Source organism: Kocuria sp. cx-455 (assembly GCF_057707085.1).
In genome coordinates this window covers 338,483-363,883 of the sequence record NZ_JBYIPM010000002.1, presented here as the reverse complement: position 1 = coordinate 363,883, position 25,401 = coordinate 338,483, and the positions used below count along the sequence as shown (strand labels likewise).

Genomic DNA, 25,401 nt, shown 5'->3' with positions numbered 1-25,401 from the left:
CAAGTCAGGGGGCACCAAGTAGTTGGTGCCCCTCACCTGCATTTAACCACCCAGCCCCGGGCTGGTGAGTGCGTCGGCGGCAATCATCGGATCCCCATGGCCTGCCGGGACTGCCGCGCCGGTGGGTGATATTCGAATGCTGGAGTCCCGGCGTGGCCATCGAAATCGGCACTGAGTACTGCCTACCCCGTGCCCGAGTGCGTCCCTGCGCGTCGTCAACTGCATGTAAGCCTGGTGTGTATGCTCTCGACAAGAGGGACCGCGCCGATGCCATGCGCTTGACCGCAGGACACGGCTTCCAGAACGAACCGTGAAAGCGACGGGCATAGTACCTCCGCAACCCAAAGGGATATGTACATGAGCACCGAGACTTCGCCCGCCCACCAGGAGCGCAAGCTTTTGTGGACTCCTTCGGAGGAATCCGTCCGCGGTTCCAGGATGTACGACTTCGCGTCGTACGTGGAACGGATCCACGGAATCAAGGCCCCCGATTTTTCATCCCTTCACGCATGGTCGGTGGATCACCTCGCCGATTTTTGGCGGGCCGTGTGGGATTACTTCGAGGTCATTGCTTCCGAACGCGGGGACGAGGTGTTGACGGGGGAGACGATGCCGGGGGCGCAGTGGTTCCCGGGCGCGCAGTTGAACTACGCAGAGAATTCGTTGCGGGCCGCAGCAACGCGTCCGGATGACGTTGCCATCATTGGCGAGTACGAGGATGCCCCGGCTCGCCACATCACCTGGGCCGAGCTGGAAGCTCAGGTGGCATCCGTGGCTCAGCGGTTGCGCGAACTGGGAGTGAAACCGGGGGACAGGGTGGCCGGGGTGCTTCCGAACATTCCCGAGACAGTTGTGGCCCTGTTGGCCACCGTTTCCGTGGGAGCAGTGTGGTCGGTGCTCAACACGGACTTCGGACCGGCCGGCGTGGCCGACCGATTCGGGCAGATCGAACCCAAGATCCTGTTCACCGTGGATGGGTACACATTCGGCGGCAAGCTCAGGGACATGACGGACTCGTACGCCCCGCTGCGAAACGTGTTGCCCACCGTGGAGCAGCTGATCGTGATTGATCAGCAGCCCCGTGGCACCGTGGGTGAGCTGCCCGGTGACGCCCTGCGTTACTCGGACATCATTAAGGAACGTGCCGAGCCGCACTACGAGCAGGTACCGTTCGAGCACCCCCTGTGGATCCTTTACTCATCCGGAACCACCGGCAAGCCCAAGGGAATTGTGCATTCCCACGGTGGCGTGACACTCGAATTCCTCAAGGCCCTGGGGCTGCATGCCGGGCTGGGCCCCACCGATGTTGCGTATTTCGCCGTGGCCACCACCTGGATGGTGTGGAACATGTCCGTGGGCATCCTCCTCACGGGCGCCACCATCATCACGTACGACGGCGCTCCCACCTACGGCGGTCCACAGAAATCCTTGGAGCTGGTGGCCAAGAACAAAGCCACGTTCTTCGGCACGGGTGCCGGTGTCCTCACCATGATTGAGCGATCGGGAGTGGTCCCCAACGTCCACCAGGACTTTTCCTCCTTGAATTCCATCCTGGTAACGGGCTCCCCGCTTCCCGACACCACGTGGGACTGGGTGTACGAATCCGTCTCGGAGGACGTGCGGCTGGGGTCGGACTCCGGGGGAACGGACATCACGAGCGCCTTCATAGGTTCCAACCCGTACCAACCGGTCTACCGGGGCGAACTTCAAGGTCCGTACCTCGGGGCGGACGTTCAAGCGTGGAACGGTCGGGGTGAACAGGTATGGAACGAGGTGGGCGAAATGGTTGTCACCAAACCGTTGCCGAGCATGCCGGTGTTCCTCTGGAACGACCCTGACGGATCTCGTTACCGGAGCGCCTATTTCGACGTGTTCCCCGGCGTATGGCGTCATGGGGACTGGGTCACGCACTTGACCAGCGGCCCGTTCGTGGTTCACGGCCGATCGGATTCCACCATCAACCGAGGGGGTATTCGCATGGGTTCTGCGGACATCACCCAGGTGGTGGACCAGGTGGCCGGAGTGTCTGCGTCCATGGTGATCGGTGCCGAGCTGGCCGGGGGTGACTACTACATGCCCCTCTTCGTGGTTCCGGATCCCGGAACAAAGCTTACGGACGAGCTGCGAGAAACAATCGTGGCGGCTATCCGAGAACGGATATCGCCGCGTTATGTACCTGATGAAATCATCGAGGCGCCGGCGGTCCCCAGGACTCGAACGGGCAAGTTATTGGAGATCCCGGTCAAGAAATTGTTCCAGGGTGCGGATTCCACCAGCCTCAATCGCGCCACCGCCGAGGACACCGAGGTTCTCGACTGGTATGCCCGAACCGCCCGTGAATACACGGAACGGCAAACGCGCCCGGCACGGTGAACCGGGCGCCGTGACGCCCGCTCGGTACGGCGGCGCACCGAGCGCCGTCGACCGTGCGCTTGACCGGGAAACGAAGTGCTCCCCTGATGCGATCCGAAGATTCCGGCGCGCATCAGGGGGGTAGCCACGGCGGCCGATGAGACGCCGAGTCAGGAAATGACCTTCCCCGGATTCAAGTTGTTTCCGGGATCCGTGCTGGAAAACAGCGCACGCATGATGTCCGCGCCCTCCGGGGAGATGTCCTGCGCCATCCACGGTTGGTGTTCCAGGCCCACACCGTGGTGGTGGGATAGTGTTCCGCCATTGTCGATGAACGCTTGCTGAATGGCGTTCTTGACGGTGTGGTATTCGTCGTACGGGTTCTCGTCGTCATAAACGTAACCGAACGTGAAGTACAGGCACGCCCCGGAGTGATAGGAATGGGACATGTGCGACATGATCCACCCCTTCTTCCCCAGGGACGCGTAGGCGCGTTCCGCGGCGTCGTAGACGGCCTTGTGCACGGTGGTGAGCTTGGACCACGGAGCCGCGGTTTCGGACACGTCACCCACAGTGTCCTGCTCGAGCAGGAAGTCACGCAGGTAAGGGGTGTCGAATTTCTTCTGGTCGTACAGGGCACCGGGACCTGAACCGAGCACAATGGCTCCGTTCTTCTTGGCGATGCCGGCCACCGCCTTCTTGCGTGTCTCCACGTCCTTGGGTGAGCCCTCGAAGCACACGTAGGAGATGCACATGTCATCCGTGTCCCAACCGCGCTTTCGCATGATGGCCCACAGTGCGTCCTGGCCCTTGGCCGCGAGCTTGCCCTTGCGCGACGTCGGCTTCTTCTGCGTCGCGAGCGAGAACGCTGTCTCATGGGCGTCCGAGATCCGCGCGAAGGTGAGCGGGATCTCGGCCTCCGTGAATTGCCGGACAGCGGTGAGCGCCTGCTGCCACGTGGGGTACATGTACGCGATGACCTGGTGCTTTTCCGGCAGCCGGTGCACGTGAACGGTCAGTTCCGTGATGATGCCCAGCCGGCCCTCGGAGCCGATGATCATCTCCCGCAGGCTCGGACCGGTGGAGGTTGACGGCAACGGACGCAGCACCACGGTGCCCGTGGCCCGGACCATGCGCAGACCGCGAATAATGTCCGCGATGTCCCCGTACTTGTCCGATTGCATGCCGGAGGAACGAGTCGCCGCCCAGCCACCGAGGGTGGAGTACGTGAACGAATCGGGGAAGTGGCCCAGGGTCCAACCGCGGGCGTTGAGTTGCTCCTCCATGTCGGGACCGAGAACGCCGGCTTGAATGGTTGCGAGCCCGGAGGTCTCGTCGATGGCGAGAACCTTGTTGAGCCGCCCCAGGTCCACGGAGACAATGCACCGCTCCTCCGACGGATCCGGTTGCAGGCTGCGGGAAATGCTGCTGCCGCCACCGAAGGGAATGAGCACCAGATCGTGCTCGACGGCCGCGCGCATGAGGGCCGCAATGTCGTCTTCGGTTCCGGGATAGACCACGACGTCCGGGACGCGGTGAAAATCGTTGCGCAGAGTCTGCAGGAGCTCCACCACGGATTTGCCGGCCCAGTGGATCACGCGCAGGTTGTCGTCGGTACTGACGTTGTCCGCTCCGTTGATCTCGCGCAGCAGCTCAAGAACATGGTCCGGAGCCTGGGACACGGGGACGCGCGCGGTCGCGAAGTCCACGGTGTCCCGCTCGCGCGGTCGCAGGGTCACTCCGATGGCTTCCTTGACGAAAGGAGCAAAGGCGGGCTTGTTCTCGTAATTGAAGAAAACGCCTTCTTCGCCCCAGCCCCACCATTTCTGGTGTTTCACATGTGCCACTGCCGTGTGACCTCTTTCCTCGGGGGTGTTCAGTCCTGAATCTTGTTCCGATTTGAAGCGTACAGTGCGCGAACCGCCGCTTCGATGCGTTCGTTGAACCCCGTGACCGTTTCGTTTCTGCGTGCTCGCAAGGGTGCTCCCACCGCCACGACCACGGGTGGCCTACCGGGACGAGGCCAGCTGGAGTCCTTGGGCATGGCCTCGTGAGCGCCGATCAACGCCACGGGAACCACGGGAACCTCGAGTGAGTGGGCCAGGCTGGCCGCGCCCACCTTGAAGGGTGCCATCTTGCCGGTCTTGGAACGCGTTCCCTCGGGGAAGATCAGGATGGGTATTCCCGCGGCCAGCAACTTCTTGGACAGCCCGCGGTTGGCCCCGGTTCCGGTGCGGTCGATCGGGAAGGCATTGAAAATCAGCTGCGTGAACAGCTTCTTGTACCACGCCGTGAAGAAGTAGTCGGCGGCCACACCGGTGGCCAAATCACGGGAGATGTAGCGGGGCACGCCGCTCATCACGAGCGGCGCGTCCAGGTGGCTCGAATGATTGGCCACCACCACGCACCCGCCCTTGACCCCGTAGGCGGCGGGATCCACCACGTCGGTGCGGGTGATCAGGCGGTTGACCAGGCCCTTGAAAAAAATGGTCTGCGCACTCTTCCGAGCAATCCTGCGACCCACATGTGTGTAGTAGGCGGTGCCCACCTTGGCGGAATCTGCAGGCGGAGCGGGGGGCGCGGGGTCGGCCTGGGCCACGGGCCCCTCGAGCGACTCCATGATCTGGGGACGTTCAATGGGCTGGCGAGGTTGCTTGCCGCGCGGGCGGTTGTTCCCTTCGCGGGGAGCGTCGGACGGCTTGTTGTCGGATGCCATGGGATCAGGCCGCCTTCTCGCGCTTGCGTGCCCCGGAGACCTGACGTGAGATCCAGCGCACCGCGGGGCGCGGAAGGTGGCGCAGGGCGGTGTACACCGCCTTGTAGCGTGCGGCGGGGATCGAGAGGATCTTGCCCCGGGCGACGTCGTCGAGGGCCTTGTCCGCGACGACGTCAGCGGTGAGCCACATGAAGTTCGGGATCGAGGACCCTGCGATACCGGCGCGGCTGTGGAACTCCGTGCGCACCCAGCCCGGCAGAACCGCGGTGACCTGCACTCCCGTGCCGTGCAGCTCGACCGCCAGGGACTCTGTCATGGAGGTCACGTAGGCCTTGATGGCTGAATACTCACCCATGGTGACGCATCCGGCGATGGACGCGATATTGACGATCCACCCCGTGCCGCGCTCCGTCATGGAACGGCCGGCAGCGCCGGACAGCAAAGCCACGGCGCGGCACATGACATCCATGCCCGCGTCGTGCGGGGAGAAATCCTCGGCCAGGAAGGGGGTGCCCACCGAGAATCCGGCGTTATTGATGAGTAGGTCCACGGGACGAGTCGTGTCCGCGAGTCGCTGGGCAACCCGTTCCACATCACGACGGTCGGACAGATCCGCCGCCATGACGTCCACGTGAATGCCGTGCTCACCGGTTAATGCCTCGGAAACTGCTCGAAGTCGATTTTCATTGCGGGCCACCAGGATCAGGTTGAAGCCATTGCGGGCTAACGAGCGTGCGAACGCGGCTCCCAGGCCTGACGTTCCACCGGTCACAAGAGCGGTAAGCATGCCACTAAGATACACTACGGTAGGCGTAGCGATTTTGGTTCATGACCCCCCACGAACACGCGCGGATGCCCCGAATCATCGAGGAGAGACAATGGCAGAGGAGTCCTACCTGACATTGCACCGAGAGGGCAGGCTCTACGGGCCCACGGACCAGGACCTTGTCCTGCGAACCCCCTTTGAGGTCCAACAATTCACCGTCGACGCGCAGGGCAGTCTGCGCGCAGAAATCGATACGGACGCCTTTCGGAAGAACCCGTTGAGTCCCGAACGGCTCCGGGTACTGCGCTACCTGTGGGACATCGAACGGTCCACCATGGGACAGATCCGCCACGTAGTGGTCGGCTACACGAACAAGGAATCGCGCGTCGCCGCGTTCCTTACCACGTGGGCGTACGAGCGCCACTGGATCGCCGATGCCTATCAGGCCGTTCTCGAGGCTCACGGGGTGGATCTTTCCGATCCCGTGGACCAGGGCCACCTGTTCCTGGAGCGCGTCGAGAAGTCCCTGGACAACTTGGCACCCATGACCGATTCCGTGTGGACCAATCTTTTCGGCGAGGATGTCGTGGCCGGGTACATGGCGCGTGGTTGGTCACGTGAGGCCAGCATGCGTGCCGCGCTCGCCGCGTTCGACGCCGCCGCGAGCCACCCGCAGCTCTCGGCTCTTCTGGAGCGCGTGGCCGAGATCAAGACCGTCCATGAACGGTTCTTCGCCGCGGAGACCAGTGAACGGGTGCGGCACTCGCCAAGAGCCGCCGCATTCGCCCGTCGCTACGTGAAGAACGGTTTCAACCCACTGCGACCGGTGGGCACATCCAGGAAGTGCTTCCGGGAATTCATTCGGCACGTGTGCCCCACCGTGCGGGAGACCCGCCTGCTGCTGCACCGTGCGGACGATCCGTTGCAGTACTCACCGGGGACGGCCGGTACGGAGCCGCTGCGCCGAGCCCTCGAACGTGACCACGTGGTGAACCGTTAGGCTCTTTTCTGAATTGATGGATCCCAGGGCCGGTGACAACCCGGTCTGACCTTCACGCGACACCCATGTCCGAACATTCCTACCTCCGGAGGAACCCGTTGACCCAGACCACCACCAAGCGCGTCCTGCTCACAGGAGCCACCGGCTTCCTCGGGCAAGCCGTCCTGGAACGCCTGCTGTCCAGCCACGAGGATATTCACGTGACCGCGGTGATCCGCGCCAAGGGGTCCTTGTCCGGGCAGGCTCGCCTCAAACAACTATTGCGTAAGCCGGTGTTCAAGACATGGCGTGAATCCGTGGGCAAGGAACGGGCCGAAGAAATCTTCGCAGAGCGCACAAGCGTTCTCGAGGGTGATCTCACGGGCCTGGCCGGTATCACGGAACCGTTCGACGTGGTGGTCCACTCCGCATCGACGGTGTCCTTCGACCCGCCCATTGACGAAGCGTTCAAGACGAACGTGGGCGGCGCCGTGGGCCTGTACGAATCCCTGCGCGCAACCGGCCAGGACCCGCACGTGGTGCACGTGTCAACGTGCTACGTGGGTGGTATCGCCAAGGGGCTGCGCCCCGAAGCACCCGTGGACCACAACGTGGACTGGAACGTCGAGTTCGACGCCGCGGTTCGCGCCGCAGACACCGCTCAGGTGGAATCCCGCTCACCCGAACGGTTGCAGTCCTTCATCGGGAAGGCCACCTCCCAGTTCGGTAAGGAGGGTCCCAAGTCCGTGGCCCGCGCCGCAGAGGAAGCCCGGCAGGCATGGGTTCGGCAACGGCTGGTCGATCATGGCCGAACCCGTGCGCAGTCCTTGGGGTGGACCGATATTTACACGTTCACCAAGGCTCTGGGCGAACGAGTTGCGGAGGAGAAGTGGGCCGGCGCGGGGCACCAACTGTCCATCGTGCGCCCGGCCATCATCGAGTCCGCACTGCGCTATCCGTTCCCCGGCTGGATCGACGGCTACAAAGTGGCTGATCCGCTCATCATGGCCTACGCCAAGGGTGCACTGCCCGAATTCCCCGGTCTGCCGGATTCCGTGCTCGACGTGATTCCGGTCGATTTCGTGGTCAACGCGATCGTGGCCCTGGTGACCCAGGGGCACCGGGCGCCGTCGGGCGAGCTGACCGCGGAAACGGACATCGACCCGCAGGCCGCCTACTACCAGGTGTGCTCGGGTGCGTCGAATCCGCTGCCGTTCCACCAGATGTACGAAAACGTGCGTGAGTTCTTCCGGGCGCAGCCGCTTGAGGATTCCCACGGCAATCCCATTGCCGTTCCCGAGTGGAAGTTCCCGGCCAATAACGCGGTGGAGCGCGGGCTCGCTCTCAAGGAGAAACTCGCGGCGGCCGGCGGCAAGCTCAGTGCCGTCCTGCCGGCCACAGCGCGAACCCGCGAGTGGACCAACTCCCTGCACCGCATGCAGACGGGCTTGGGCTCACTGCGAACCTACGTGGACCTGTACCAGAACTACACGCGCACCGAGATGATCTTCGACGACACCCACACGCGTCAATTGGACCGGGCGCTGCCGGAGTCCGCACCCGAGGACCAGCACTTCGATCCGCGGGGCATTGACTGGCGGGACTACTGGCAGAACGTGCACCTGCCCGCCCTCACCGAAATGACCCGCGCATACGGCCGGTTGAAGGCCGCGTCCCGCAAGCGGGAAACCCGCCCGCGCGCACTCAAATCCGGAACCGATGTGGTGGCGGTCTTCGACCTCGAGGGCACCGTGGTGTCCGGCAACATCATCACCCAGTACGCCAAGCTGCGCCGCAGGGAACTCAGCCCGATGCAGTGGCCCGGTGAGATCACCGAACTGCTCGGCAATGCTCCCACGTACGTCAAGGCCGAACGCCGAGACCGCGGCGAGTTCATCCGCGCGTTTTTGCGCCGCTACGAAGGCGTGTCCGTGGACCGGGTGGCGGAACTCATGAACGGCTCCATGGGCCGGGCCATGGAGAAGGGCCTGCGACCCGGTGCCCTCGCCCGAATCGAAGAGCATCGCGCGGCCGGTCACCACACAGTGTTGGTCACCGGTTCCCTGGACCTGCTGGTCAGCCCCATTGCGCACCTGTTCGACCACGTGGTGGCGGGCCGGATGGAAGTCACCGACGGCAAGCTCACCGGTTATCTGGCCACCCCGCCGCTCGTGGACGAGGCCCGCGCCCAGTGGCTCAAACGTTACGCGGAGGAGAACGGATTCGACCTGAGCCGCTCCTACGGCTACGGAGACTCGGTGGCCGACGCCAGTTGGCTGTCCCAACTGGCTCACGCGCACGCCGTGAACCCCGATCTGCCCTTGTACCGGCGAGCCAAGAAATCGCACTGGCCCATTGAGGACTGGAGGAAAGCCTGAGCGATGGCCTTCGACATCGACAAGTTCGCAGAAACATCGCAGCGAGTGAAATGGGCCGACCTGGACATGGGTGAGTTCACCACTCGTCCACTTCCCGAGGACACCCTGCGCTGCCTGCGGTACATGTGTGATGTGGAGTACCACACCGTGTGTTACATGCGTGACATGCTAGTGACTCCTTCGCACCAGGACAGGGACGTCTCCACGTTCATGACCATGTGGAACCGGGAAGAGTACTGGCACGGTGAAGCGCTGGCGGAGGTCCTGGGCCTCCACGGCATCGTGGTCGACTACGACGAGCTGAAGGCGAAGCGCATGAAACTCGGTTGGTCCGAGGCGCTCAAACCCCTCAAACAGTCGTTACTGTCCAACATGGTCGGGGCCGATTTCATTGCAACCCACATGGCGTGGGGCGCGGCCAACGAATGGTCCGCGGTCGCCGCCTACCGGCGATTGGCGAACCTCGAGAAGCACCCCGTGCTTGCTGTGCTGCTCAACCGGATTGCCGCCCAGGAATCGCGTCACGTGGCCTTTTACGCGACCCAGGCACGACGCCGCCTGGAATCCTCTCGCAAGGCCCAGCGCCTCACACGGTTCGCCCTGCGAAAATTCTGGGCTCCCGTGGGTTCGGGCGTCATGGACCCGGGCGAGGTGGACCACGTGATGGGCAAGCTTTTCGGCGGGCCGGACGGCTCCCATGAAATCGATCGACTGGACCATAATATTGCCAGGTTGCCGGGCATGGCCGGTCTGCGGATCTTCCACGATGCCACCGCTCACGCCCGCGCGGGCCATCGGACCAGAACCGCCCCGGCCTGAGCATGGTGGCTGATTCCCCGAGGTCCCAGCAGAGCCCGGCACCGGACCCCCGTACCGCTCGCACGGATCGGAAGATCCTGGCGGGTGCGTTGAAGTTGCTGCGAGAATTCGGACCCCAGAAGGTCACGATCGAGGCAGTGGCCGTGATCTCCGGGGTGGCCAAAACCTCGATCTACCGTCGCTACAACAACAGCGACGAATTGCTGGAAGCCGCGCTGGAGCACGTCTATACCGGGCTGCCCCCGGTATTGCCAGGCTCGGGGGATTGGGAGGAGTCCATACGCTCGGCCATCGAGGTGCTGTTCGAGGACATGGGTAAGGGGTTGGTTCTGATGCTTCTCCAGGACCCACACTCCACCACCTCGGAGGTCCTGCGGCGAAAAATTATCGCGCCCCGGATGGAACTCCTCAGGGATCTTCTGCGGCGAGACCAAGAACTCGGCCTGATTCGAAAAAACGTGGACCTGGACGTCGTCATAGATTTTATGCTGGGAGCCTCTTACGCGCACGTGGCGAGATACGGCAGCCTGGATGAGGCGTGGCCGAGTCGAGTTCACGCCACCCTGGCCAACCTGGTGGCCGCGAAACCCGCCGAGTGAGCGGGATTGCAACCCCCGTGATCCGGGAATCATGTGTGACAAGTATGACGAGTATGAAGTTTTGGGTCGGGCGGTTCGATCTAGACTCCGCTGACCTCTTACGGTGAGATGCGTTGCCGTTGCCGCGGCGACTCCATTCCATGACAGTCCAGGAGTATCGCGTGACATCGTCATCCACCGCCGCGCCCGCGGGGACCGAGCAATCGGAGCTACCGCCCGTTGAATCGGATCGGCGCCCGGACGCATTGACCGTGGTCCCCACCCGCAACCCATGGCGTTGGGTGGGCACCGCGCTGGTGGCCGTGGTGCTGGTCGGTATCGGGTGGTCACTGTTCACCAACCCGCGATGGCAGTGGGACGTGGTGGCGCAATGGCTGACCGCCGAATCCGTGATCACCGCCCTGGGCAACACCTTGCTGCTCACGGCGATCGCGGCCGTGGGCGGATTCGTCCTGGGTTTCTTCCTCGCGCTGATGAGAATGTCCAGCTCGGGTTTGCTGTCCTCGGTGGCGTGGTTCTACATCTGGATCTTCCGCTCGGTGCCGTTGCTGGTGCAATTACTGCTCTGGTACAACGTGGGGTACCTCTACGAGGTCATCAGTGTGGGCATCCCCGGAACGGACGTCACGTTCTTCCAGGCGCCGACCACGGACATTGTCAACAAGTTCGGCGCCGCGGTCCTGGGTCTGACGTTGCACCAGGCCGCGTACTCCGCAGAGATCATCCGCGATGGCATTCTGGCGGTGGATCAAGGTCAACAGGAGGCGGCGGCGTCGTTGGGTATCCCGCGCTGGCGCCGTTCCACCCACATTGTGCTGCCCCAGGCGCTGCGGTCCATCCTGCCACCGGCGTTCAACGAGATCATCAGTCTGGTCAAGGGCACCTCGGTGGTTTACGTGCTCGCCTACAACGAGCTCTTCTACACGATCCAGGTGATCTACGCCCGCACCAACGAGGTCATCCCCATGCTCCTGGTGGCCACGCTGTGGTACGTGATCATCACGACCGTCCTCAACATCATTCAGTACTACGTGGAGCGACACTTTGCGCGCGGTGCGGTGCGAACTCTTCCGCCCACGCCGCTGCAGCGGCTGCGTTCCCGCCTGGGAGGCGCACGATGAGTTCCACCGCCAAGGATCAGAAGAAAGCGCGCCACCACGATGACCGTCCGACCAAGGGACACGTGGTGATCGAGAACGTCCACAAGTCCTTCGGGGACGTGCGTGTGCTCAAGGGCGTGAGCCTGGACATCAAACCCGGTGAGGTCGCCGCGATCCTGGGTCCCTCGGGCTCCGGAAAGTCCACTCTGCTGCGCACGGTCAATCATCTGGAGAACATCGACGCTGGCCGCATCACCATCGACGGCAAAATGGTCGGTTATGAACAGCGCGGTGACAAACTCTACGAATTGCACGAAAAGGAGATCCTGCGCCGGCGCACGAACGTGGGTATGGTCTTCCAACAATTCAACTTGTTCCCGCACCTGCGAGTTCTGGACAACGTGATGGAGGCGCAGGTCTCCGCGCTGGGGCGTTCCAAGGCCGAGGCGCGGGAGAAGGCCCGTGAACTACTCAAGCGCGTGGGCCTGGCGGACAAGGAACGGGCATTCCCCCGGCTACTCTCCGGTGGTCAACAGCAGCGCGTGGCCATTGCGCGCACCCTCGCCCTGGACCCGGCCGTGGTGCTGTTCGACGAACCCACCTCGGCATTGGATCCCGAGCTGGTCGGGGAAGTACTCGATGTGATCCGGGACCTCGCGTCCCAGGGCGTGACCATGCTGGTGGTGACGCACGAGACGAGTTTCGCGCGCGACGTCGCCGACACCGTGATCTTCATGTCCGACGGCGTGGTGGTGGAACAAGGACCACCGCGCGAGGTGTTCTCGGCGCCGAAGCACGAACGGACCCGGGCGTTCCTGGGGTCGGTCCTGGAACCGGCGTACAACCTGTGAGCCGCGGCATGGACCGTCGCACGGTGCTGCGCGCGGCCGGGCTGGGCGGCCTGGGACTGCTGAGTCTGGCGGCGTGCACCCAGCCCGAGCAGCCCCAGCCGACCCGCGAGGACGGCGTACCGTTCGACCTGAGTCCCGAACAGAACAGCCGGGTCCGCTCCGACGTGGATCCTGCTGCGCGGGCCCTGTTGCCGGAGAGCATTGCCGCCGCCGGTGTGCTCACCGTGGGGGTGCTCAATACCTCGCCGCCGCTCTCGTTCAGCGCAACCGATGACGTCACACCGATTGGTTCGGAGGTGGATACCGCCTACCTCGTTGCCGACAAATTGGGGCTCGAACTGAACCCGCAAGTGACATCGTGGGAGAACTGGCCGCTCAAACTGGGTGCCCACGAGTATCACGCGACGTTCGCGAACGTGGGGGTCACCGAGCCCCGGCTCAAACTCTACGATTTTGCGACCTACCGCGCGGCCTACATGGGTTTCCTGGCTCGCAAGGGGCAGGGCCCGGTGGTGGAAACCCCGGACGACATCTCCGGACGAAAACTCTCGGTCACACCGGGCACCAACCAGGAAAAAATCGTGATGGCGTGGAACGAGCAACTGCGGGCGCAGGGCAAGGAACCGGCCGCACTCGACTTGTATCTCGACAACACGAATGCGGTGCTCGCCCTAGCAGCCGGGCGTATCGACTACTACCTGTCGCCGTTTCCCACGGGCTCGTATTACGCGGCCACCCGCGACGACCTGGAGGTCAGGGGCAAAATCAGTGCGGGCTGGCCCAAATCCACCCTGGTCGCGGCCACGACCCTCAAGAACTCCGGTTTGGCCAGGCCTTTCCAAGCGGCACTGCAATCGGCGATCACGTCCGGTCAATACCGGGCCGCACTCACGCGGTGGGGACTGGAAGAGGAGTTCCTGCCGGAGTCGCTGATCGTCACCGAGAAGACGGGCATGCCCTAGCGTTGTGCGGGGCGCAGGGCTAGAAGACGTCCTTTTCGTCGGGGCGCGACGACAATTGCGACTTCACGTAGTCCTTGACCGCATTGGGGGTCGCAACGTCCTTACCCGCTTTTTCGGACATGAACCAACGGTGCTCCAGAACCTCGTGAACAATTTCCGCGGGTTCGAGCTTGCGCCGCATCTCGGCCGGAACCGCCTCCATGATGGGTACGAAGATCTCCCGCATCCATAACTGTGCCGTGAGATCCTCGGGAAGCCCCGGGTACAGCGCCTGTCCGAACTGCCCAATGTCCGTGAGGATGCGGCGGGCCTGATTCTCGTGGGTGTCCAATCCCGTGAGGTGCAGTAACCGACGCGCATGGTGACCGGGTTCGACCACTCGGGGACGCAAATGCACCTGCCCCGAATCATCGGACTCCAGCGAGGCCTCCTCCACATCGAAGCCCAGCTCATTCAGCCGCTCCACCCTGGCCTGCACCCGCCACCGCTCATCCAGGGCGAAACTCTCCTCGGCGGTGAGTTCCTCCCACAGGTTGGTGTAGGTGCTGACCAGGCGGTCCGAGATCTCGAACGGGTCCACGCCGTCCGGGGTCATCCCCGCGTGTTCGAGCCGGCTCTGCATGTCCTCACCGGCCAGCAGGTCCATGATCTCACCCGCCACATTGGTGCGGGCCAGGTCTATGTCGTAGTCGCGCTGACCGCGAGAAAGTTCATTGTGGATCTCACCGGTTTCGGCATCCACGAGGTACGCGGCGAAATGCCCGGCGTCGCGGCGGAACAACGTGTTCGACAGGGACACATCACCCCAGTAGAACCCTGACAGGTGCAACTGGACGATCAGGGACGCCAAGGCATCCACGAGCAGCTCGACCGTCCACGGTGAGGGGACCTGTTCGAAGATCGCCCGGTACGGCAGGGAAAAGCTCAGATGATCCGTCACGAGCGCGGCGGGTAGTGGTTCGCCCTGCTCGGTGAAACGGTTGGTGACCACCGAGTCCGGTGTGACCGAGGGCGCGCCCATGCGCAACAGCCGCCGCAACAGCCCGTACTCCCGCTGTGCGTAGTGGGGCGTGGTTTCCTTGACCGCCACCACCTTGGAACCCACGTGCGCGAACCGCACCACGTGGCGAGAGATCCCTCGGGGATACGCGGCCAGTACCTCGGGCGGCCACTCCTCGAGAGGGACGTGCCACGGCAGATCCAACAAAGCCGGGTCAGGGAACGCGGTATTGATCGAGACCCGCCGGGAACCGGGGGACACGGGGGAATCGAGTGGTTGTGCCGGGGAGGCGTTCATGTCACTTGATGCTAGTCACCATGCGCGCTCGTTGGTCGGCAAAAGCGCGCAAAAGGTCGGCGAGTTCCTCCGGCCCACTGACGCGTTGACGTGCCACGGACTCCTTATCGCCCACTTTGATCCCCAGGTCGTTCACGGTCAGCAGTTCCATGGCGTCTTCATCGGTGACGTCATCACCGGCGAAGACAACGACGTCCGGTGACGCTGCCGCCTTGATGATTCGCAACCCGTCCCCCTTGGTTGCGCTCAGCACCGAGCACTCCACCACTCGTTGTCCGGGGGTGATCCGCAACCCGTCCAGCTCCGCATAGGCGCGAGTCATCTCGTCCAACGCCTGATCCGAGACCCGCGGGTCCTTGATGGGACGGGTGTGAAAACACACCCCGGCGGGTTTCAGTTCGGCGCGGGAGCCAGGATATCGGGACACCAATTTCTCAGTCTCGTCCACCGCACGGTCCAGGAGGTTCAACTGCTCCACCGTCAGATGAATGTCGTGCTCGGCGTCCTCCGGCAGATCGGGCAGCGCAGCCAAATCCATTTCCGCGCCGTGGGAACCCGACAGCACCATGCGGCGAGCGGGATCGACCACCGCGCGCAAGAACTCGAGCGGCCGGCCGGAAATGATCGCCACCGTGGTGCGGGGCAGATCCGCAAGGGCGTCCAGCGCCTCGCGCGCGGCGGGGAGAGGACGGGAATCTGCGGGGTCCTCCGTGAAGGGGGCCAGGGTGCCGTCGAAATCCAACGCCACCAAGAGGCGATTCGCCCCGGCCGTGCGGCTCAAAGCATCACTGAGTGTCTCGGTCATTGGTGTCACCCCCTGCCGATTGCCCGCCGTACGAGGCGAGGTCCTCCAGAAAACGTTGGGACCAGTCCACCACATCGTGAGTGAGCACCTGGCGGCGCATGGAACTCATCCGTTTCTTGGCTTCCGAACCGGGCATGTCACGGGCGTGGAGCATGGCCTCCTTGAGCCCGTCAATATCGTGCGGATTGACCAGGATGGCCTGCTTGAGTTGTTCGGCCGCGCCCGTGAACTCGGAGAGCACCAACGTTCCCGAGCGATCCTGTTTGGCCGCCACGTACTCCTTGGCCACCAAATTCATCCCGTCGCGCAACGCGGTCACGAGCATGACGTCCGCGGCCATGTACAGGGCCACCATCTCCTCGAACGGGTAGCCGTGGTGCAAATACCGAACGGCAGTGTTGGCCATGGTGTCGAATTGGCCGTTGATCCGACCCACTATGCCCTCCACCTGCTCGCGTAACTGGATGTAGGACTCCACGCGCTCGCGGGACGGGCTGGCCACCTGGATCAAAGCGGAGTTCTCGACCGAGAGCTTCTCGTCCTCGAGAAGCTCGCCGTAAGCCTTGAGGCGATGCAGGATGCCCTTGGTGTAGTCCAGTCGGTCCACGCCCAGGTAAACGGTCTCCGGGTCGCCCAGCTCCCGCCGGATCTCCCGGGCACGTTTCTGGGTCGCCGGGTTCGACGCCAGTTCCCGGATCGCCTCCACGTCAATGGAAATGGGGTATGCGGCGGCGTGAACGGTCCATGACGTCCGTCCGTCCTCGCGGTCGCTCGCTGCCCGGCCCGGCGCGGACGACGCTGCGGCGTCGGCGAGGGTCGCCTCGGTGAACTCGGCGGCGCCGTTGGTGAAGCGGACGCCCAGGAACTTGCGCACACACCGTTGAAAGTTCTGAGCGTCACCGGGACGCTGGAACCCGATCAGGTCCGCGCCGGTGAGACCCTCCAGGACGGCCTTGCGCCACGGTAGCTGCGAGTAGATCTCGGTGGGAGGGAACGGAATGTGATTGAAGAAGCCGATCGTGACGTCCGGGCGGAGCTTGCGAAGCATGCGCGGTACCAATTGAAGCTGGTAGTCCTGAACCCACACCGTGGCTTCGGGGGCTGCCGTTTCGGCGGCCATGCGGGCGAAGCGTTCGTTGACGCGACGATAGGCGTACCACCAGGTTCGGTGGAACTCGGGCGGGGCGATCACGTCGTGGTAGAGCGGCCACAGCGTGGCATTGGAAAAGCCTTCGTAATATCGCCCCACCTCGAGCTCGGACAGACCCACGGGAACCAGGTGGAACACGTCGTGGTCGAACGGCTCGGGGGTTTCGTCCGGGGCGCCGTGCCATCCGACCCAAGCGCCGTCGTGCTTGGCCATGACCGGGGCCAACGCGCTCACCAGGCCACCGGGGGATCGGCGCCACGTGCTGTCGCCGTTCTCGTCCACATCACGGTCCACGGGAAGCCGGTTGGACACCACCACGAAGTCGTACCCCTCGCGGGGCACCGCCACCTGGTGATCGGATTGGTCTGCTAGCACAACGAGCTCCTTCCGCCCACGGGTTAGGGTTCGTGACCATTCTAAGGTTGCGTACTAACTATGGGGGTGGCAGAGGAAAGTGCGACCCCGTGTGAAACGGCAACTTTCTGGACAACTCCTGAATCGTGGTGGCAGTGGGGTCCGGGTAATCTGAACGAGACACAGCATTTGACCGGAAGGAATCACGGACTCCATGGCTTCCCAGAAAAACACGGCCGGATCCACGACCGCGGATCAGGCGCGAGAACGTGCCCGTCAGATCGCCGACCGTGAGGCTCGTAGATCCAATGGCAAGCCCAAGGGTCTGATCGCGGGCATCATTGCCCTGCTGCTGGTGATCGGACTGATCATTGCGCTGGTGATCTGGCAGAACAACAAGAACACGATTCCTGAAGCCGGGCCGGTGCCCGCCAGCGCCAACCAGTACGGCGGTATCCAGCTCAACGAGTCGCAGATCCTGCAGGACACCTCGAACGTCGACGAGCGTGACATCAATGATGTTCCCCCGCGTCCGGACACCGTGGACGAGTCCAAGACCCCGCCGGGCATCGTGAATGCCAGCGAGGCCAAGAACAACGACGAACCGGTGCAGCTCGTGATTTTCCAGGACTTCGAGTGCGTGCACTGCGCCGAATTCGAGGCCGAGAACTCCGATCTGATCAAGGAAAAGGTGCTCTCCGGGGACGTGATCCTGGAGAACCGCAACCTGAACTTCCTGGACAGCGGTAGCCCCGACGCCTATTCCTCGCGTGCCTCCAACGCCGCCTACCTGGTGGCCGAGCAGGTCGACCCGGAGCAGTACTTGGACTTCACCAAGGAGCTCTTCTCCCACCAGGGCACCGGTGGTTTGAGCAACGACGAGATCGCTGAGATCGCATCCAAACACGGCGCCAACGTGACCGCCGATCAGTTGGGCGAGAACACCTACCGGCCCATGGTCGACATCATGGCCCAGGAGTCCGTTGCGAACGGGATCGCCGGAACACCCACGATCTTTGTGGACGGCGAACGCTACGCCCAGGGTGATTTCGAGAAAGCCCTCAACGACGCCATCGAGGCCAAGAAGTAGCGTCGAACGCGGGTTCATCGAACATCTGTGAGCCCCTCCGAAGCGGGTCCGGCACCTCAGAGTGCGGGCCCGCTTCTACGTTGTCACTGTGATGGGGGGTCTCATAGACTGAAAATCCGCTCAGGCGGTTTCATCAGGAGCATCGTGCAAAGGAGCATGAGGATGAGTTCGACTTTCCAAGCAGCTGTCGTTCACAATTTCGGTGATGAACTCACCATCGACGAGGTCGAGGTTCCCCAGCCGGGGCCGGGACAGGCGCTCGTCAAACTAATCGCGTCCGGTGTGTGCCACACGGACCTGCACGCGGCCCAGGGCGACTGGCCGGTGAAGCCCTCCCTTCCTCTCATCCCCGGACACGAGGGTGTGGGTACCGTCGTCTCCGTGGGGGAAGGGGTGGACGACCTCAAGGAAGGTGACCTGGTAGGTAACGCGTGGCTGGGCAGTTCCTGCGGCAACTGCCAATACTGTCGGGCCGGGTGGGAGACCTTGTGCGAGGAACAAACCAACTCGGGGTATTCATCGAACGGTTCATTCGGAGAGTACATGCTGGTGGACGCCAAATTCGCGGCGCGTATTCCCGAGGGGGCAGATCCGTACGAAGTGGCGCCGGTGCTGTGCGCCGGGGTCACCGTGTACAAGGGACTCAAGGAAACCGAGGTGCGCCCCGGTGAATGGGTTGTGATCTCTGGAATCGGCGGCCTGGGCCACCTTGCCGTGCAGTACGCCGTGGCCATGGGCATGCGGGTTGCCGCGGTGGATGTTGCGGACGACAAGCTCGCGCTGGCCAAGAAGCACGGTGCCGAAGTCACGGTCAACGCGTTCGCCGCGGACCCGGCCGAGGCCATTCAGAAGGAGATCGGCGGCGCCCACGGCGTGCTGGTCACGGCCGTGCACCCGGATGCCTTCGGCCAGGCCATTGGCATGACCCGGCGCAAGGGAACCATCGTGTTCAACGGCCTGCCCCCGGGAGAATTCCCCGCGCCCATTTTCGACATCGTGCTCAAACGACTCACGATTCGCGGTTCCATTGTGGGGACGCGCAAAGACATGGAGGAGGCCCTGGACTTCTATGCCCGCGGCTTGATCCATCCGACCTTCCACACGCGTGAGCTCGGGGAGATCAACCAAATCTTCGACGAGATGCATCACGCCAAGATCGACGGCCGCGTGGTGATCAAGTACCAGTAGGCTGCCGGCCTATTCAGCGGTGGGTGGGGCCGGGCGCGCCAGAATTTCGGTGTGCAGCATCGCGAACCACGCGTCCGGCTCACCAGACCAGGCCTTCCACGCTGCCGATATCCCGTCAAGTTCCGGCTGCGTACTCAGTCCCAGCTCGAGGGCCCGGTCCCCGTACGACGATGCCCGCACCCGGTCCGCCCACGACTCACCCCACCAGCGGGTTGCCCGCGGCGACGCGTCGCACCACGTCAAAGTTGCCCTCCTCGAAGGGAAGGGCGTAAACATCGGCGAACATTAAGGGGACGTTGGGCAACCCCCGCTCCCGGGCGGCGTCGGCGGCCGAAGAGATGGCCCGCCGCGACTGGTCGATGCCGATCACCCCGCCCGGGGCCACCGTCTCAGCCAGGTCCAGTGTGATGGCTCCTGGCCCGCAGCCGATATCCAGGAGAGATACGCCGGGGCTGAGCTCGGGCAACAGTCAGGCCGCGGAATCCGCAGCGCGCCGGGTGCCGTGGGACGCCAGGACCGAGGGCGCATGACCGTGAGAGTAGAAGCTCATGGCAACGGTCTACCATTTGGCCGCGGGGGATAAAAGTACCGCCCGGATGCTGGAACGAGCATCCGGACGGTGCAATGGTGGAGCCCCCTGCCGGATTCGAACCGGCGACCCTCTGTTTACAAGACAGATGCTCTGGCCATCTGAGCTAAGGGGGCGTACCCGTTGCCGGGCGCCGGGGCGCCGCGGTGGGACCGCTCCATGGTACTGGACAACTCCGGTTTGGACGAACCGTAAGCGTGTGGTGGGAGATCGGCCTTACCGAGGTTGCCCGTACTGAGTTAGGAATGACTCACTATCGGGTGGCACTCAAACGTGCTTTCATAACAGTCATGGAAATCAAGGGAAAACTCGCCCAAGCCATCAATGATCAAATCACCATGGAGTTGCAGGCCACGGTCGTGTACCGCCAGCTCGCCATTGAAATGGACGTTGCGAGCCTACCCGGATTCGCCACGTGGTTCCGCGCCCAAGCAGCCGAGGAAATCACGCACGCCGAGAAGTTCATCGACCACATGGTCGACCGCGGCGGGGATCCGCAAATCGGCGACATGGCCGGGCCCAGCATCCGGGACAAGTCCGTCCTGGGTTGCTTCGAGTCCGCACTCCACCACGAGCGCAAAGTCTCCGAGTCCATCCGCAACCTGTACCGTTTGGCCCAGGAAGAGGGCGATATCGACTCCATGCCGCTGTTGCACTGGTTCATCAGTGAGCAGGTCGAAGAGGAGGCCACCGTCGAGGAGATCTGCGATCAGGTGCGCCTGGTCCACAATGATGGTCCAGGTCTGCTCCGTCTGGACACCGAACTCGGTTCTCGTAAGGCACCGACCGTCGCATAGCTAAACCGCACGTGGGCTGAGCGTGGAAGGGCCGACACCGTCTAGTCGCGGTGTCGGCCCTTCGCCTTTCCGTCTCGGTTTGCCCAGTGGGCGTGTCCGAGACGGCAGGAGTGGTTACTCCTGAGTGATCTGCACGTCCGCCTGTTCCTGACGGCCGAAGGCCCACAACAGCAACTCGGACGGTTCACCGCGTACGAGGTCCACGTGACGGGCGGAACGCTTGCCGCCGCGCACGGCACCGAAGCCATTGGCCAACAACACCACCGAGTTAGATTCCTTGCGCAGCAGGGCGGAACCCATGAGCTTGAGGGTGTTCCACAGATCCTTCTGCTCGTCGTGGAGCAGTTGACGCGCATGCCACTGCGGCTGGGCGCGGCGGACGTCCTCGTGGTGGACGAAGAACTCGCTGGTGTTCATGCGCTTGTCCACGGGGGACCAGCGACCGGGGGAGTACAGCGGCGGGCGCTCCACCAGATCCACCAGTTCTTCCCAGGGCATGTCGTTGTACTTGTTCGCTACGGATTTGAAGTGAGAACCCAATACCGGAAGCTTGGGGGCGAGGATGCCCACGGCGGCGTCGGGACGGCCATCACGAATGACCAGGTGGACGGCGAGATCGCGCGCCTTCCAACCTTCGCACAGTGTGGGTGCATCGGGACCGACGCGGCGCAGCAGAGCGGCCAAGTGGCGGCGTTCGACATTGGCAAAGTTAGTCATCAAGAATCCGTTCTAGCGGTGCGTACGGTCATCACCCACGGTAGACGCGCGGGATGCTGATTTCTAGCGACCGTCCGTTGGGACTTCTTGGGCGGCGTTCAGCTCGAGTGCCTGTTCCGGATGATCGAGCGGCGCTTTCGGAGCGTTGAACTGTGAATCGTACAGAGCGGAGTAGTGACCGCCCATGGCGATCAGGTCATCGTGAGATCCCTGTTCGACGATCTGGCCGGAATCCATCACCAGAATGGTGTCCGCATCGCGGATCGTGGACAGTCGGTGGGCAATCACGAACGAGGTCCGCTGGGCTCGCAGCGCGGCCATGGCGTGCTGCACCAACAGTTCCGTGCGGGTGTCCACGGAGGACGTCGCCTCGTCCAGGATCAGCAGCGACGGCTGTGCCAAGAAGGCGCGGGCAATGGTGATCAGCTGCTTCTCGCCCACGGAGATGCTGCCACCCTCTTCATCGATCACGGTGTCGTACCCATCGGGAAGGGCGCGCACGAAACGATCGACGTACGTGGCCTTGGCGGCCTCGATGACCTCGTGGTCGGTTGCTTCCTGGCGGCCGTAACGAATGTTCTCCATGATGGTGCCCGAGAACAACCACGCGTCCTGGAGCACCATGCCCACCTGAGAACGCAACTCGTCACGGGCCAGATCCCGGATATCAATGCCGTCCAGGGTGATAGACCCATCGTCGATCTCGTAGAAACGCAGGATCAAATTGACCAGCGTGGTCTTTCCGGCTCCCGTGTGACCCACGATCGCCACGGTGTGACCCGGGCGAGCCTCGAAGGAGAGGTTCTCGATGAGCGCTCGAGCGCCCTGGGCAAGTGCCTGCTTGTCGTAGGAGAAGCTCACGTTCTCGAACCGCACGTGGCCGTTGGCGCGTTCCGGAAGCTCACGGGTAGCGGTTTCCGGGTCCTGTTCCTGCGCGTCAAGCAACTCAAAGGTGCGTTCGGCGGAGGCCACACCGGACTGCAACTGGGTGGCCATCCCGGCCACTTGCGACAGCGGTTGTGTGAACTCGCGTGAGTACTGGATGAACGCCGTGGCGTCACCCAGGGTCATTTGTCCGGTCGCCACGCGGAGACCGCCGAGCACTGCGATCCCCACGTAGGACAGGTACGAAATGAACTGCATGATCGGCATGATGGTTCCGGACATGAATTGCGCTCCGAAGGACGCCTTGAAGAGTTTGGCGTTGCGCTCGTCGAAGATGGCGTCCATGTCGTGTTGCCGGCCGTACGCGTGAACCAGTTCATGTCCCGAGAAGGACTCCTCTACATGACCGTTGAGATGACCCGTGGCCTCCCATTGTTGGGCATAGAGCTTTTGCGCACGGGTTCCGATGAACCCGGCGGCCACTGCGGACAGGGGTAGGGCAATCATGGCCACCAGAGCCAACTGCCAGGAGACGATGAACATCATCACGGCGATCCCGATCACCGTGAGCACACTCTGGACCAGTTGGGAAAACGCTTGCTGCAGGGCTGTCTGAATATTGTCCACGTCATTGGTGACGCGGGACATCACGTCACCGCGTTGGCGGGAATCGAAGTAACTCAGGGGCAGGGCATTGATTTTTCGCTCCACTTCGGCGCGCAGATTGTACACCACGCGCATCACCACGATGTTCAGGACGTAGCCCTGTAACCACATGAGCAGGGACGCGATCGCGTACATGCCCAGTACCGTGAGGATCAGCGTACCCAGCAGGGTGAAGTCCACACCCTGACCCGGCACCAAGGTCATGGCAGACAACATGTCTGCCAAGTTGTCCTGCCCTTGCGCGCGCAGTCCATCAACGATTTGTGTTTTGTCGGCGCCCGGGGGAAGTTGCTGACCGATCACTCCGGCAAAGATCACGTCCATGGCGCGGCCCAGCACGCGTGGCGCGTACACGCTGAGCACCACCGAGACGATCACGGCTGAGAAGACCACGGTGAGCGCCAGTTTGTGAGGGAAAAGCAGCTTGACCAGGCGGGTCGCGGAGGGCCAGAACTCGCGCGGTTTCTTGGCGGGGGCCTGCATGTCGCTCATCGCGAACCTCCCAAACTCTGTTCCGCGCTGAGCTGGGACTCGACGATCTCTCGATAGGTCTCACTGGAATCCAGCAGTTCGTGATGCGTGCCGCGGGCGGTGATCCGACCGTGTTCCAGGACCAGGATCTGATCGGCGCCGGTGATCGTGGAGACGCGCTGGGCCACCGTGATCACGGTGGAATTGCGGGTCACCGGTTGCAGCGCCTCGCGCAGTTTCACGTCCGTGGTGACATCCAATGCGGAGAACGAGTCGTCGAAAACGTATACGCGCGGAGCGGTGACGATGGCTCGGGCGATGCACAGCCGTTGTCGCTGTCCGCCGGAGACATTGGTGCCGCCCTGTGAAATGGGCGAGGCCAACCCCTCGGGCCTCTCACGCACGAAGTGGTCCGCCTGCGCCACGGTAAGGGCCGCCCACAGTTCCTCGTCCGTTGCGTCCTGGCGACCGAAACGCAGGTTGGAGGCGATGGTGCCCGAGAAGAGGAACGGCTTCTGCGGGACCAGCCCCACGCTCGAGGCCAGCTCCCGGGGCCGATATTCGGTCAGGGGCACTCCGTCCAGGGTGACCTTGCCGGCTGCTGGGTCGAACAATCGCGGGATCAAGTTGATGAGTGAGGACTTGCCCGACCCGGTGGCGCCGATGATGGCGAGGGTCTGTCCGGGGACGGCCGAGAAACTGATCCGGTCCAACACCGGTGCCTCCGCGCCCGGGTACTGGAACGTGACGTCGTGGAATTCCAGCCGGCCGTTGCGATCCTCGGGATCCACGGGGTGGCTCGGTGCCCGCATGGTGGGCGCGGTGTCGAGCACCTCGGTGATGCGCTCGGCGCAGACCACGGCGCGGGGCACCATCATCATCATGAACGTTCCCATCATGACCGCCATGAGGATCTGCAACAGGTACTGCAGAAACGCGGTGAGGGAACCCACGTCGATCAGACCTTGGTCCACGCGGTGGCCACCGAACCACAGGACGGCGGCGGTGGCGATATGCATGATCATGTTGATGATGGGGAACATGAGGACGAACAGTGAACCGATCTGCACGGAAATGTCCGTGAGCTGCCGGTTGGCGTGAGCAAAACGTTCGGTCTCGTGACGTTCTTTGACGAAGGCGCGAATCACACGGATGCCGGTGATCTGCTCGCGCAGCACACCGTTGAGGCCGTCGATGCGGTTTTGCATGATGCGGAACCACGGCATCAGCTTGGCCACAATGGCTCCCAGAAGGACACCCATGACGGGGATGGACACCCACACGAGCCACGAGAGTCCCGGGTCCTCACGCAGCGCCATGACAATGCCTCCCACGCACATGATGGGGGCCATGACCATGAAATTGAGACCCATGAGCGTGAGCATCTGGATCTGCTGCACGTCATTGGTGTTGCGGGTGATGAGCGTGGGCGCACCGAATTTGCCCACTTCGCGAGCGCTGAAGGCCCCCACGTGACGGTAAACCGTGCGGCGGACGTCCCGGCCCAGGGCCATGGCGGCCCGGGAGCCGCAGTAGACGGCAATCACGGCCGCGATGACCTGAACGAACGCGACTCCGAGCATCACGGCACCGGTGCGCCAAATGAAATCGGTGTCACCGCGGGCAACGCCCTGATCAATGATCCGGGCGTTGAGACTCGGTAAATAGAGAGTGGCGATGGTGGCCGTCAACTGGAAAATCAGTACGGCAATGATCCAAGGCCGGTAGGCGCGGGAATAGGTGCGCAATAAACGCAGCAGCATGTGGGGTCCTGACTGTGTTCCTAGCGAGCGACGCTCGGCTATGTCACACAGGATACGCCTGGGCTCAGACGCGAAAACCGGCTAAAGTTTCGGTAAACCGAAACTTC

Annotated in this window: 21 protein-coding genes and 1 tRNA gene; 11 read left to right on the top strand and 11 right to left on the bottom strand. The window is 63.2% G+C overall.

Annotated elements, in window-relative coordinates; genetic code table 11:
- The first annotated feature begins 357 nt into the window (after nt 1-357).
- On the top strand, nt 358-2,373 hold the full coding sequence (locus AC3ENJ_RS05470; RefSeq protein ID WP_431813349.1) for an acetoacetate--CoA ligase: 2,016 nt from the start codon (nt 358-360) through the stop codon (nt 2,371-2,373).
- A 149-nt stretch (nt 2,374-2,522) separates the two neighbouring features.
- Here the strand turns inward: AC3ENJ_RS05470 and AC3ENJ_RS05465 are convergent, their stop codons facing one another.
- Genes AC3ENJ_RS05465 through AC3ENJ_RS05455 form a run of 3 tightly spaced genes read right to left on the bottom strand, consistent with a single transcriptional unit; the run spans nt 2,523 to nt 5,855 of the window.
- Nucleotides 2,523-4,199 carry an FAD-binding oxidoreductase gene (locus tag AC3ENJ_RS05465; protein WP_431813348.1) on the bottom strand — a complete coding sequence of 559 codons (1,677 nt, stop codon included), beginning with the start codon at nt 4,197-4,199 and terminating at the stop codon, nt 2,523-2,525.
- 29 nt (nt 4,200-4,228) lie between these two features.
- On the bottom strand, nt 4,229-5,068 hold the full coding sequence (locus AC3ENJ_RS05460) for a lysophospholipid acyltransferase family protein (protein ID WP_431813347.1): 840 nt from the start codon (nt 5,066-5,068) through the stop codon (nt 4,229-4,231).
- A gap of 4 nt (nt 5,069-5,072) precedes the next feature.
- Nucleotides 5,073-5,855 (bottom strand): SDR family NAD(P)-dependent oxidoreductase, encoded by a 783-nt coding sequence (locus AC3ENJ_RS05455; protein ID WP_431813346.1) that lies wholly within the window; start codon nt 5,853-5,855, stop codon nt 5,073-5,075.
- A 91-nt stretch (nt 5,856-5,946) separates the two neighbouring features.
- On the opposite strand from AC3ENJ_RS05455, the gene AC3ENJ_RS05450 reads away from it, so the two are divergent.
- The 7 genes from AC3ENJ_RS05450 to AC3ENJ_RS05420 all read left to right on the top strand — a co-directional run bounded on the left by AC3ENJ_RS05450 (nt 5,947) and on the right by AC3ENJ_RS05420 (nt 13,522).
- Nucleotides 5,947-6,834, top strand: coding sequence for a hypothetical protein (locus AC3ENJ_RS05450; protein ID WP_190781846.1), 888 nt, complete (start codon nt 5,947-5,949; stop codon nt 6,832-6,834).
- A gap of 98 nt (nt 6,835-6,932) precedes the next feature.
- Nucleotides 6,933-9,191 (top strand): HAD-IB family hydrolase, encoded by a 2,259-nt coding sequence (locus AC3ENJ_RS05445; protein ID WP_431813345.1) that lies wholly within the window; start codon nt 6,933-6,935, stop codon nt 9,189-9,191.
- A 3-nt stretch (nt 9,192-9,194) separates the two neighbouring features.
- The gene (locus AC3ENJ_RS05440) at nt 9,195-10,010 is read left to right on the top strand and encodes a ferritin family protein (protein WP_190781844.1); all 816 of its coding nucleotides are present in this window, start codon (nt 9,195-9,197) and stop codon (nt 10,008-10,010) included.
- Nucleotides 10,011-10,015: 5 nt separating this feature from the next.
- Nucleotides 10,016-10,609, top strand: coding sequence for a TetR/AcrR family transcriptional regulator (locus tag AC3ENJ_RS05435; RefSeq protein ID WP_320414995.1), 594 nt, complete (start codon nt 10,016-10,018; stop codon nt 10,607-10,609).
- 161 nt (nt 10,610-10,770) lie between these two features.
- Nucleotides 10,771-11,730: an amino acid ABC transporter permease gene (locus tag AC3ENJ_RS05430; protein WP_431813344.1), complete on the top strand. Its 960-nt coding sequence runs from the start codon at nt 10,771-10,773 to the stop codon at nt 11,728-11,730.
- A complete protein-coding gene (locus AC3ENJ_RS05425; RefSeq protein ID WP_431813343.1) occupies nt 11,727-12,560 on the top strand; it encodes an amino acid ABC transporter ATP-binding protein in 834 nt (277 codons plus the stop codon). Before AC3ENJ_RS05430 ends, AC3ENJ_RS05425 begins: the two co-directional genes overlap by 4 nt.
- An 8-nt stretch (nt 12,561-12,568) precedes the next feature.
- Nucleotides 12,569-13,522, top strand: coding sequence for a transporter substrate-binding domain-containing protein (locus AC3ENJ_RS05420; RefSeq protein ID WP_190781841.1), 954 nt, complete (start codon nt 12,569-12,571; stop codon nt 13,520-13,522).
- Between the two features lie 19 nt (nt 13,523-13,541).
- Here the strand turns inward: AC3ENJ_RS05420 and AC3ENJ_RS05415 are convergent, their stop codons facing one another.
- Genes AC3ENJ_RS05415 through AC3ENJ_RS05405 form a run of 3 tightly spaced genes read right to left on the bottom strand, consistent with a single transcriptional unit; the run spans nt 13,542 to nt 17,149 of the window.
- A complete protein-coding gene (locus tag AC3ENJ_RS05415; RefSeq protein WP_190807357.1) occupies nt 13,542-14,819 on the bottom strand; it encodes a DUF4032 domain-containing protein in 1,278 nt (425 codons plus the stop codon).
- A 1-nt stretch (nt 14,820) separates the two neighbouring features.
- On the bottom strand, nt 14,821-15,624 hold the full coding sequence (otsB, locus tag AC3ENJ_RS05410; RefSeq protein WP_431813342.1) for a trehalose-phosphatase: 804 nt from the start codon (nt 15,622-15,624) through the stop codon (nt 14,821-14,823).
- Nucleotides 15,605-17,149: an alpha,alpha-trehalose-phosphate synthase (UDP-forming) gene (locus AC3ENJ_RS05405; protein ID WP_431813341.1), complete on the bottom strand. Its 1,545-nt coding sequence runs from the start codon at nt 17,147-17,149 to the stop codon at nt 15,605-15,607. Before AC3ENJ_RS05405 ends, otsB begins: the two co-directional genes overlap by 20 nt.
- A 193-nt stretch (nt 17,150-17,342) precedes the next feature.
- On the opposite strand from AC3ENJ_RS05405, the gene AC3ENJ_RS05400 reads away from it, so the two are divergent.
- Nucleotides 17,343-18,218: a DsbA family protein gene (locus AC3ENJ_RS05400; protein ID WP_431813340.1), complete on the top strand. Its 876-nt coding sequence runs from the start codon at nt 17,343-17,345 to the stop codon at nt 18,216-18,218.
- Between the two features lie 162 nt (nt 18,219-18,380).
- Complete coding sequence (gene adhP / locus AC3ENJ_RS05395) at nt 18,381-19,406, top strand: alcohol dehydrogenase AdhP (protein WP_431813339.1); 1,026 nt, start codon at nt 18,381-18,383, stop codon at nt 19,404-19,406.
- A gap of 196 nt (nt 19,407-19,602) precedes the next feature.
- Here adhP and AC3ENJ_RS05390 read toward each other — a convergent pair whose 3' ends face one another.
- Both AC3ENJ_RS05390 and AC3ENJ_RS05385 read right to left on the bottom strand, forming a co-directional pair.
- Entirely contained in the window at nt 19,603-19,872 is a 270-nt protein-coding gene (locus tag AC3ENJ_RS05390) for a methyltransferase domain-containing protein (protein ID WP_431813338.1), read from the bottom strand.
- A gap of 162 nt (nt 19,873-20,034) precedes the next feature.
- A tRNA-Thr gene (locus AC3ENJ_RS05385) sits at nt 20,035-20,111 on the bottom strand.
- A gap of 174 nt (nt 20,112-20,285) precedes the next feature.
- Between AC3ENJ_RS05385 and AC3ENJ_RS05380 the strand changes: the two genes are divergently transcribed.
- Nucleotides 20,286-20,792 carry a ferritin gene (locus AC3ENJ_RS05380; RefSeq protein WP_431813337.1) on the top strand — a complete coding sequence of 169 codons (507 nt, stop codon included), beginning with the start codon at nt 20,286-20,288 and terminating at the stop codon, nt 20,790-20,792.
- Between the two features lie 114 nt (nt 20,793-20,906).
- Here AC3ENJ_RS05380 and AC3ENJ_RS05375 read toward each other — a convergent pair whose 3' ends face one another.
- From AC3ENJ_RS05375 to AC3ENJ_RS05365, 3 genes are all read right to left on the bottom strand, one after another.
- Nucleotides 20,907-21,509 carry a TIGR03085 family metal-binding protein gene (locus AC3ENJ_RS05375; RefSeq protein ID WP_190781834.1) on the bottom strand — a complete coding sequence of 201 codons (603 nt, stop codon included), beginning with the start codon at nt 21,507-21,509 and terminating at the stop codon, nt 20,907-20,909.
- Between the two features lie 63 nt (nt 21,510-21,572).
- Complete coding sequence (locus tag AC3ENJ_RS05370) at nt 21,573-23,552, bottom strand: ABC transporter ATP-binding protein (protein ID WP_431813336.1); 1,980 nt, start codon at nt 23,550-23,552, stop codon at nt 21,573-21,575.
- Complete coding sequence (locus AC3ENJ_RS05365) at nt 23,549-25,294, bottom strand: ABC transporter ATP-binding protein (RefSeq protein ID WP_431813335.1); 1,746 nt, start codon at nt 25,292-25,294, stop codon at nt 23,549-23,551. The genes AC3ENJ_RS05370 and AC3ENJ_RS05365 overlap by 4 nt, the downstream gene beginning before the upstream one ends.
- Nucleotides 25,295-25,401: the final 107 nt, after the last annotated feature.

What these genes read in the sequence shown, in the direction of transcription:
- AC3ENJ_RS05470 (WP_431813349.1), top strand. Translation starts at nt 358, where the DNA reads ATGAGCACCGAGACTTCGCCCGCCCACCAGGAGCGCAAGCTTTTGTGG.
- AC3ENJ_RS05460 (WP_431813347.1), bottom strand. Translation starts at nt 5,068, where the DNA reads ATGGCATCCGACAACAAGCCGTCCGACGCTCCCCGCGAAGGGAACAAC.
- AC3ENJ_RS05455 (WP_431813346.1), bottom strand. Translation starts at nt 5,855, where the DNA reads ATGCTTACCGCTCTTGTGACCGGTGGAACGTCAGGCCTGGGAGCCGCG.
- AC3ENJ_RS05450 (WP_190781846.1), top strand. Translation starts at nt 5,947, where the DNA reads ATGGCAGAGGAGTCCTACCTGACATTGCACCGAGAGGGCAGGCTCTAC.
- AC3ENJ_RS05440 (WP_190781844.1), top strand. Translation starts at nt 9,195, where the DNA reads ATGGCCTTCGACATCGACAAGTTCGCAGAAACATCGCAGCGAGTGAAA.
- AC3ENJ_RS05425 (WP_431813343.1), top strand. Translation starts at nt 11,727, where the DNA reads ATGAGTTCCACCGCCAAGGATCAGAAGAAAGCGCGCCACCACGATGAC.
- AC3ENJ_RS05420 (WP_190781841.1), top strand. Translation starts at nt 12,569, where the DNA reads ATGGACCGTCGCACGGTGCTGCGCGCGGCCGGGCTGGGCGGCCTGGGA.
- AC3ENJ_RS05415 (WP_190807357.1), bottom strand. Translation starts at nt 14,819, where the DNA reads ATGAACGCCTCCCCGGCACAACCACTCGATTCCCCCGTGTCCCCCGGT.
- otsB (WP_431813342.1), bottom strand. Translation starts at nt 15,624, where the DNA reads ATGACCGAGACACTCAGTGATGCTTTGAGCCGCACGGCCGGGGCGAAT.
- AC3ENJ_RS05400 (WP_431813340.1), top strand. Translation starts at nt 17,343, where the DNA reads ATGGCTTCCCAGAAAAACACGGCCGGATCCACGACCGCGGATCAGGCG.
- adhP (WP_431813339.1), top strand. Translation starts at nt 18,381, where the DNA reads ATGAGTTCGACTTTCCAAGCAGCTGTCGTTCACAATTTCGGTGATGAA.
- AC3ENJ_RS05380 (WP_431813337.1), top strand. Translation starts at nt 20,286, where the DNA reads ATGGAAATCAAGGGAAAACTCGCCCAAGCCATCAATGATCAAATCACC.
- AC3ENJ_RS05375 (WP_190781834.1), bottom strand. Translation starts at nt 21,509, where the DNA reads ATGACTAACTTTGCCAATGTCGAACGCCGCCACTTGGCCGCTCTGCTG.
- AC3ENJ_RS05370 (WP_431813336.1), bottom strand. Translation starts at nt 23,552, where the DNA reads ATGAGCGACATGCAGGCCCCCGCCAAGAAACCGCGCGAGTTCTGGCCC.
- AC3ENJ_RS05365 (WP_431813335.1), bottom strand. Translation starts at nt 25,294, where the DNA reads ATGCTGCTGCGTTTATTGCGCACCTATTCCCGCGCCTACCGGCCTTGG.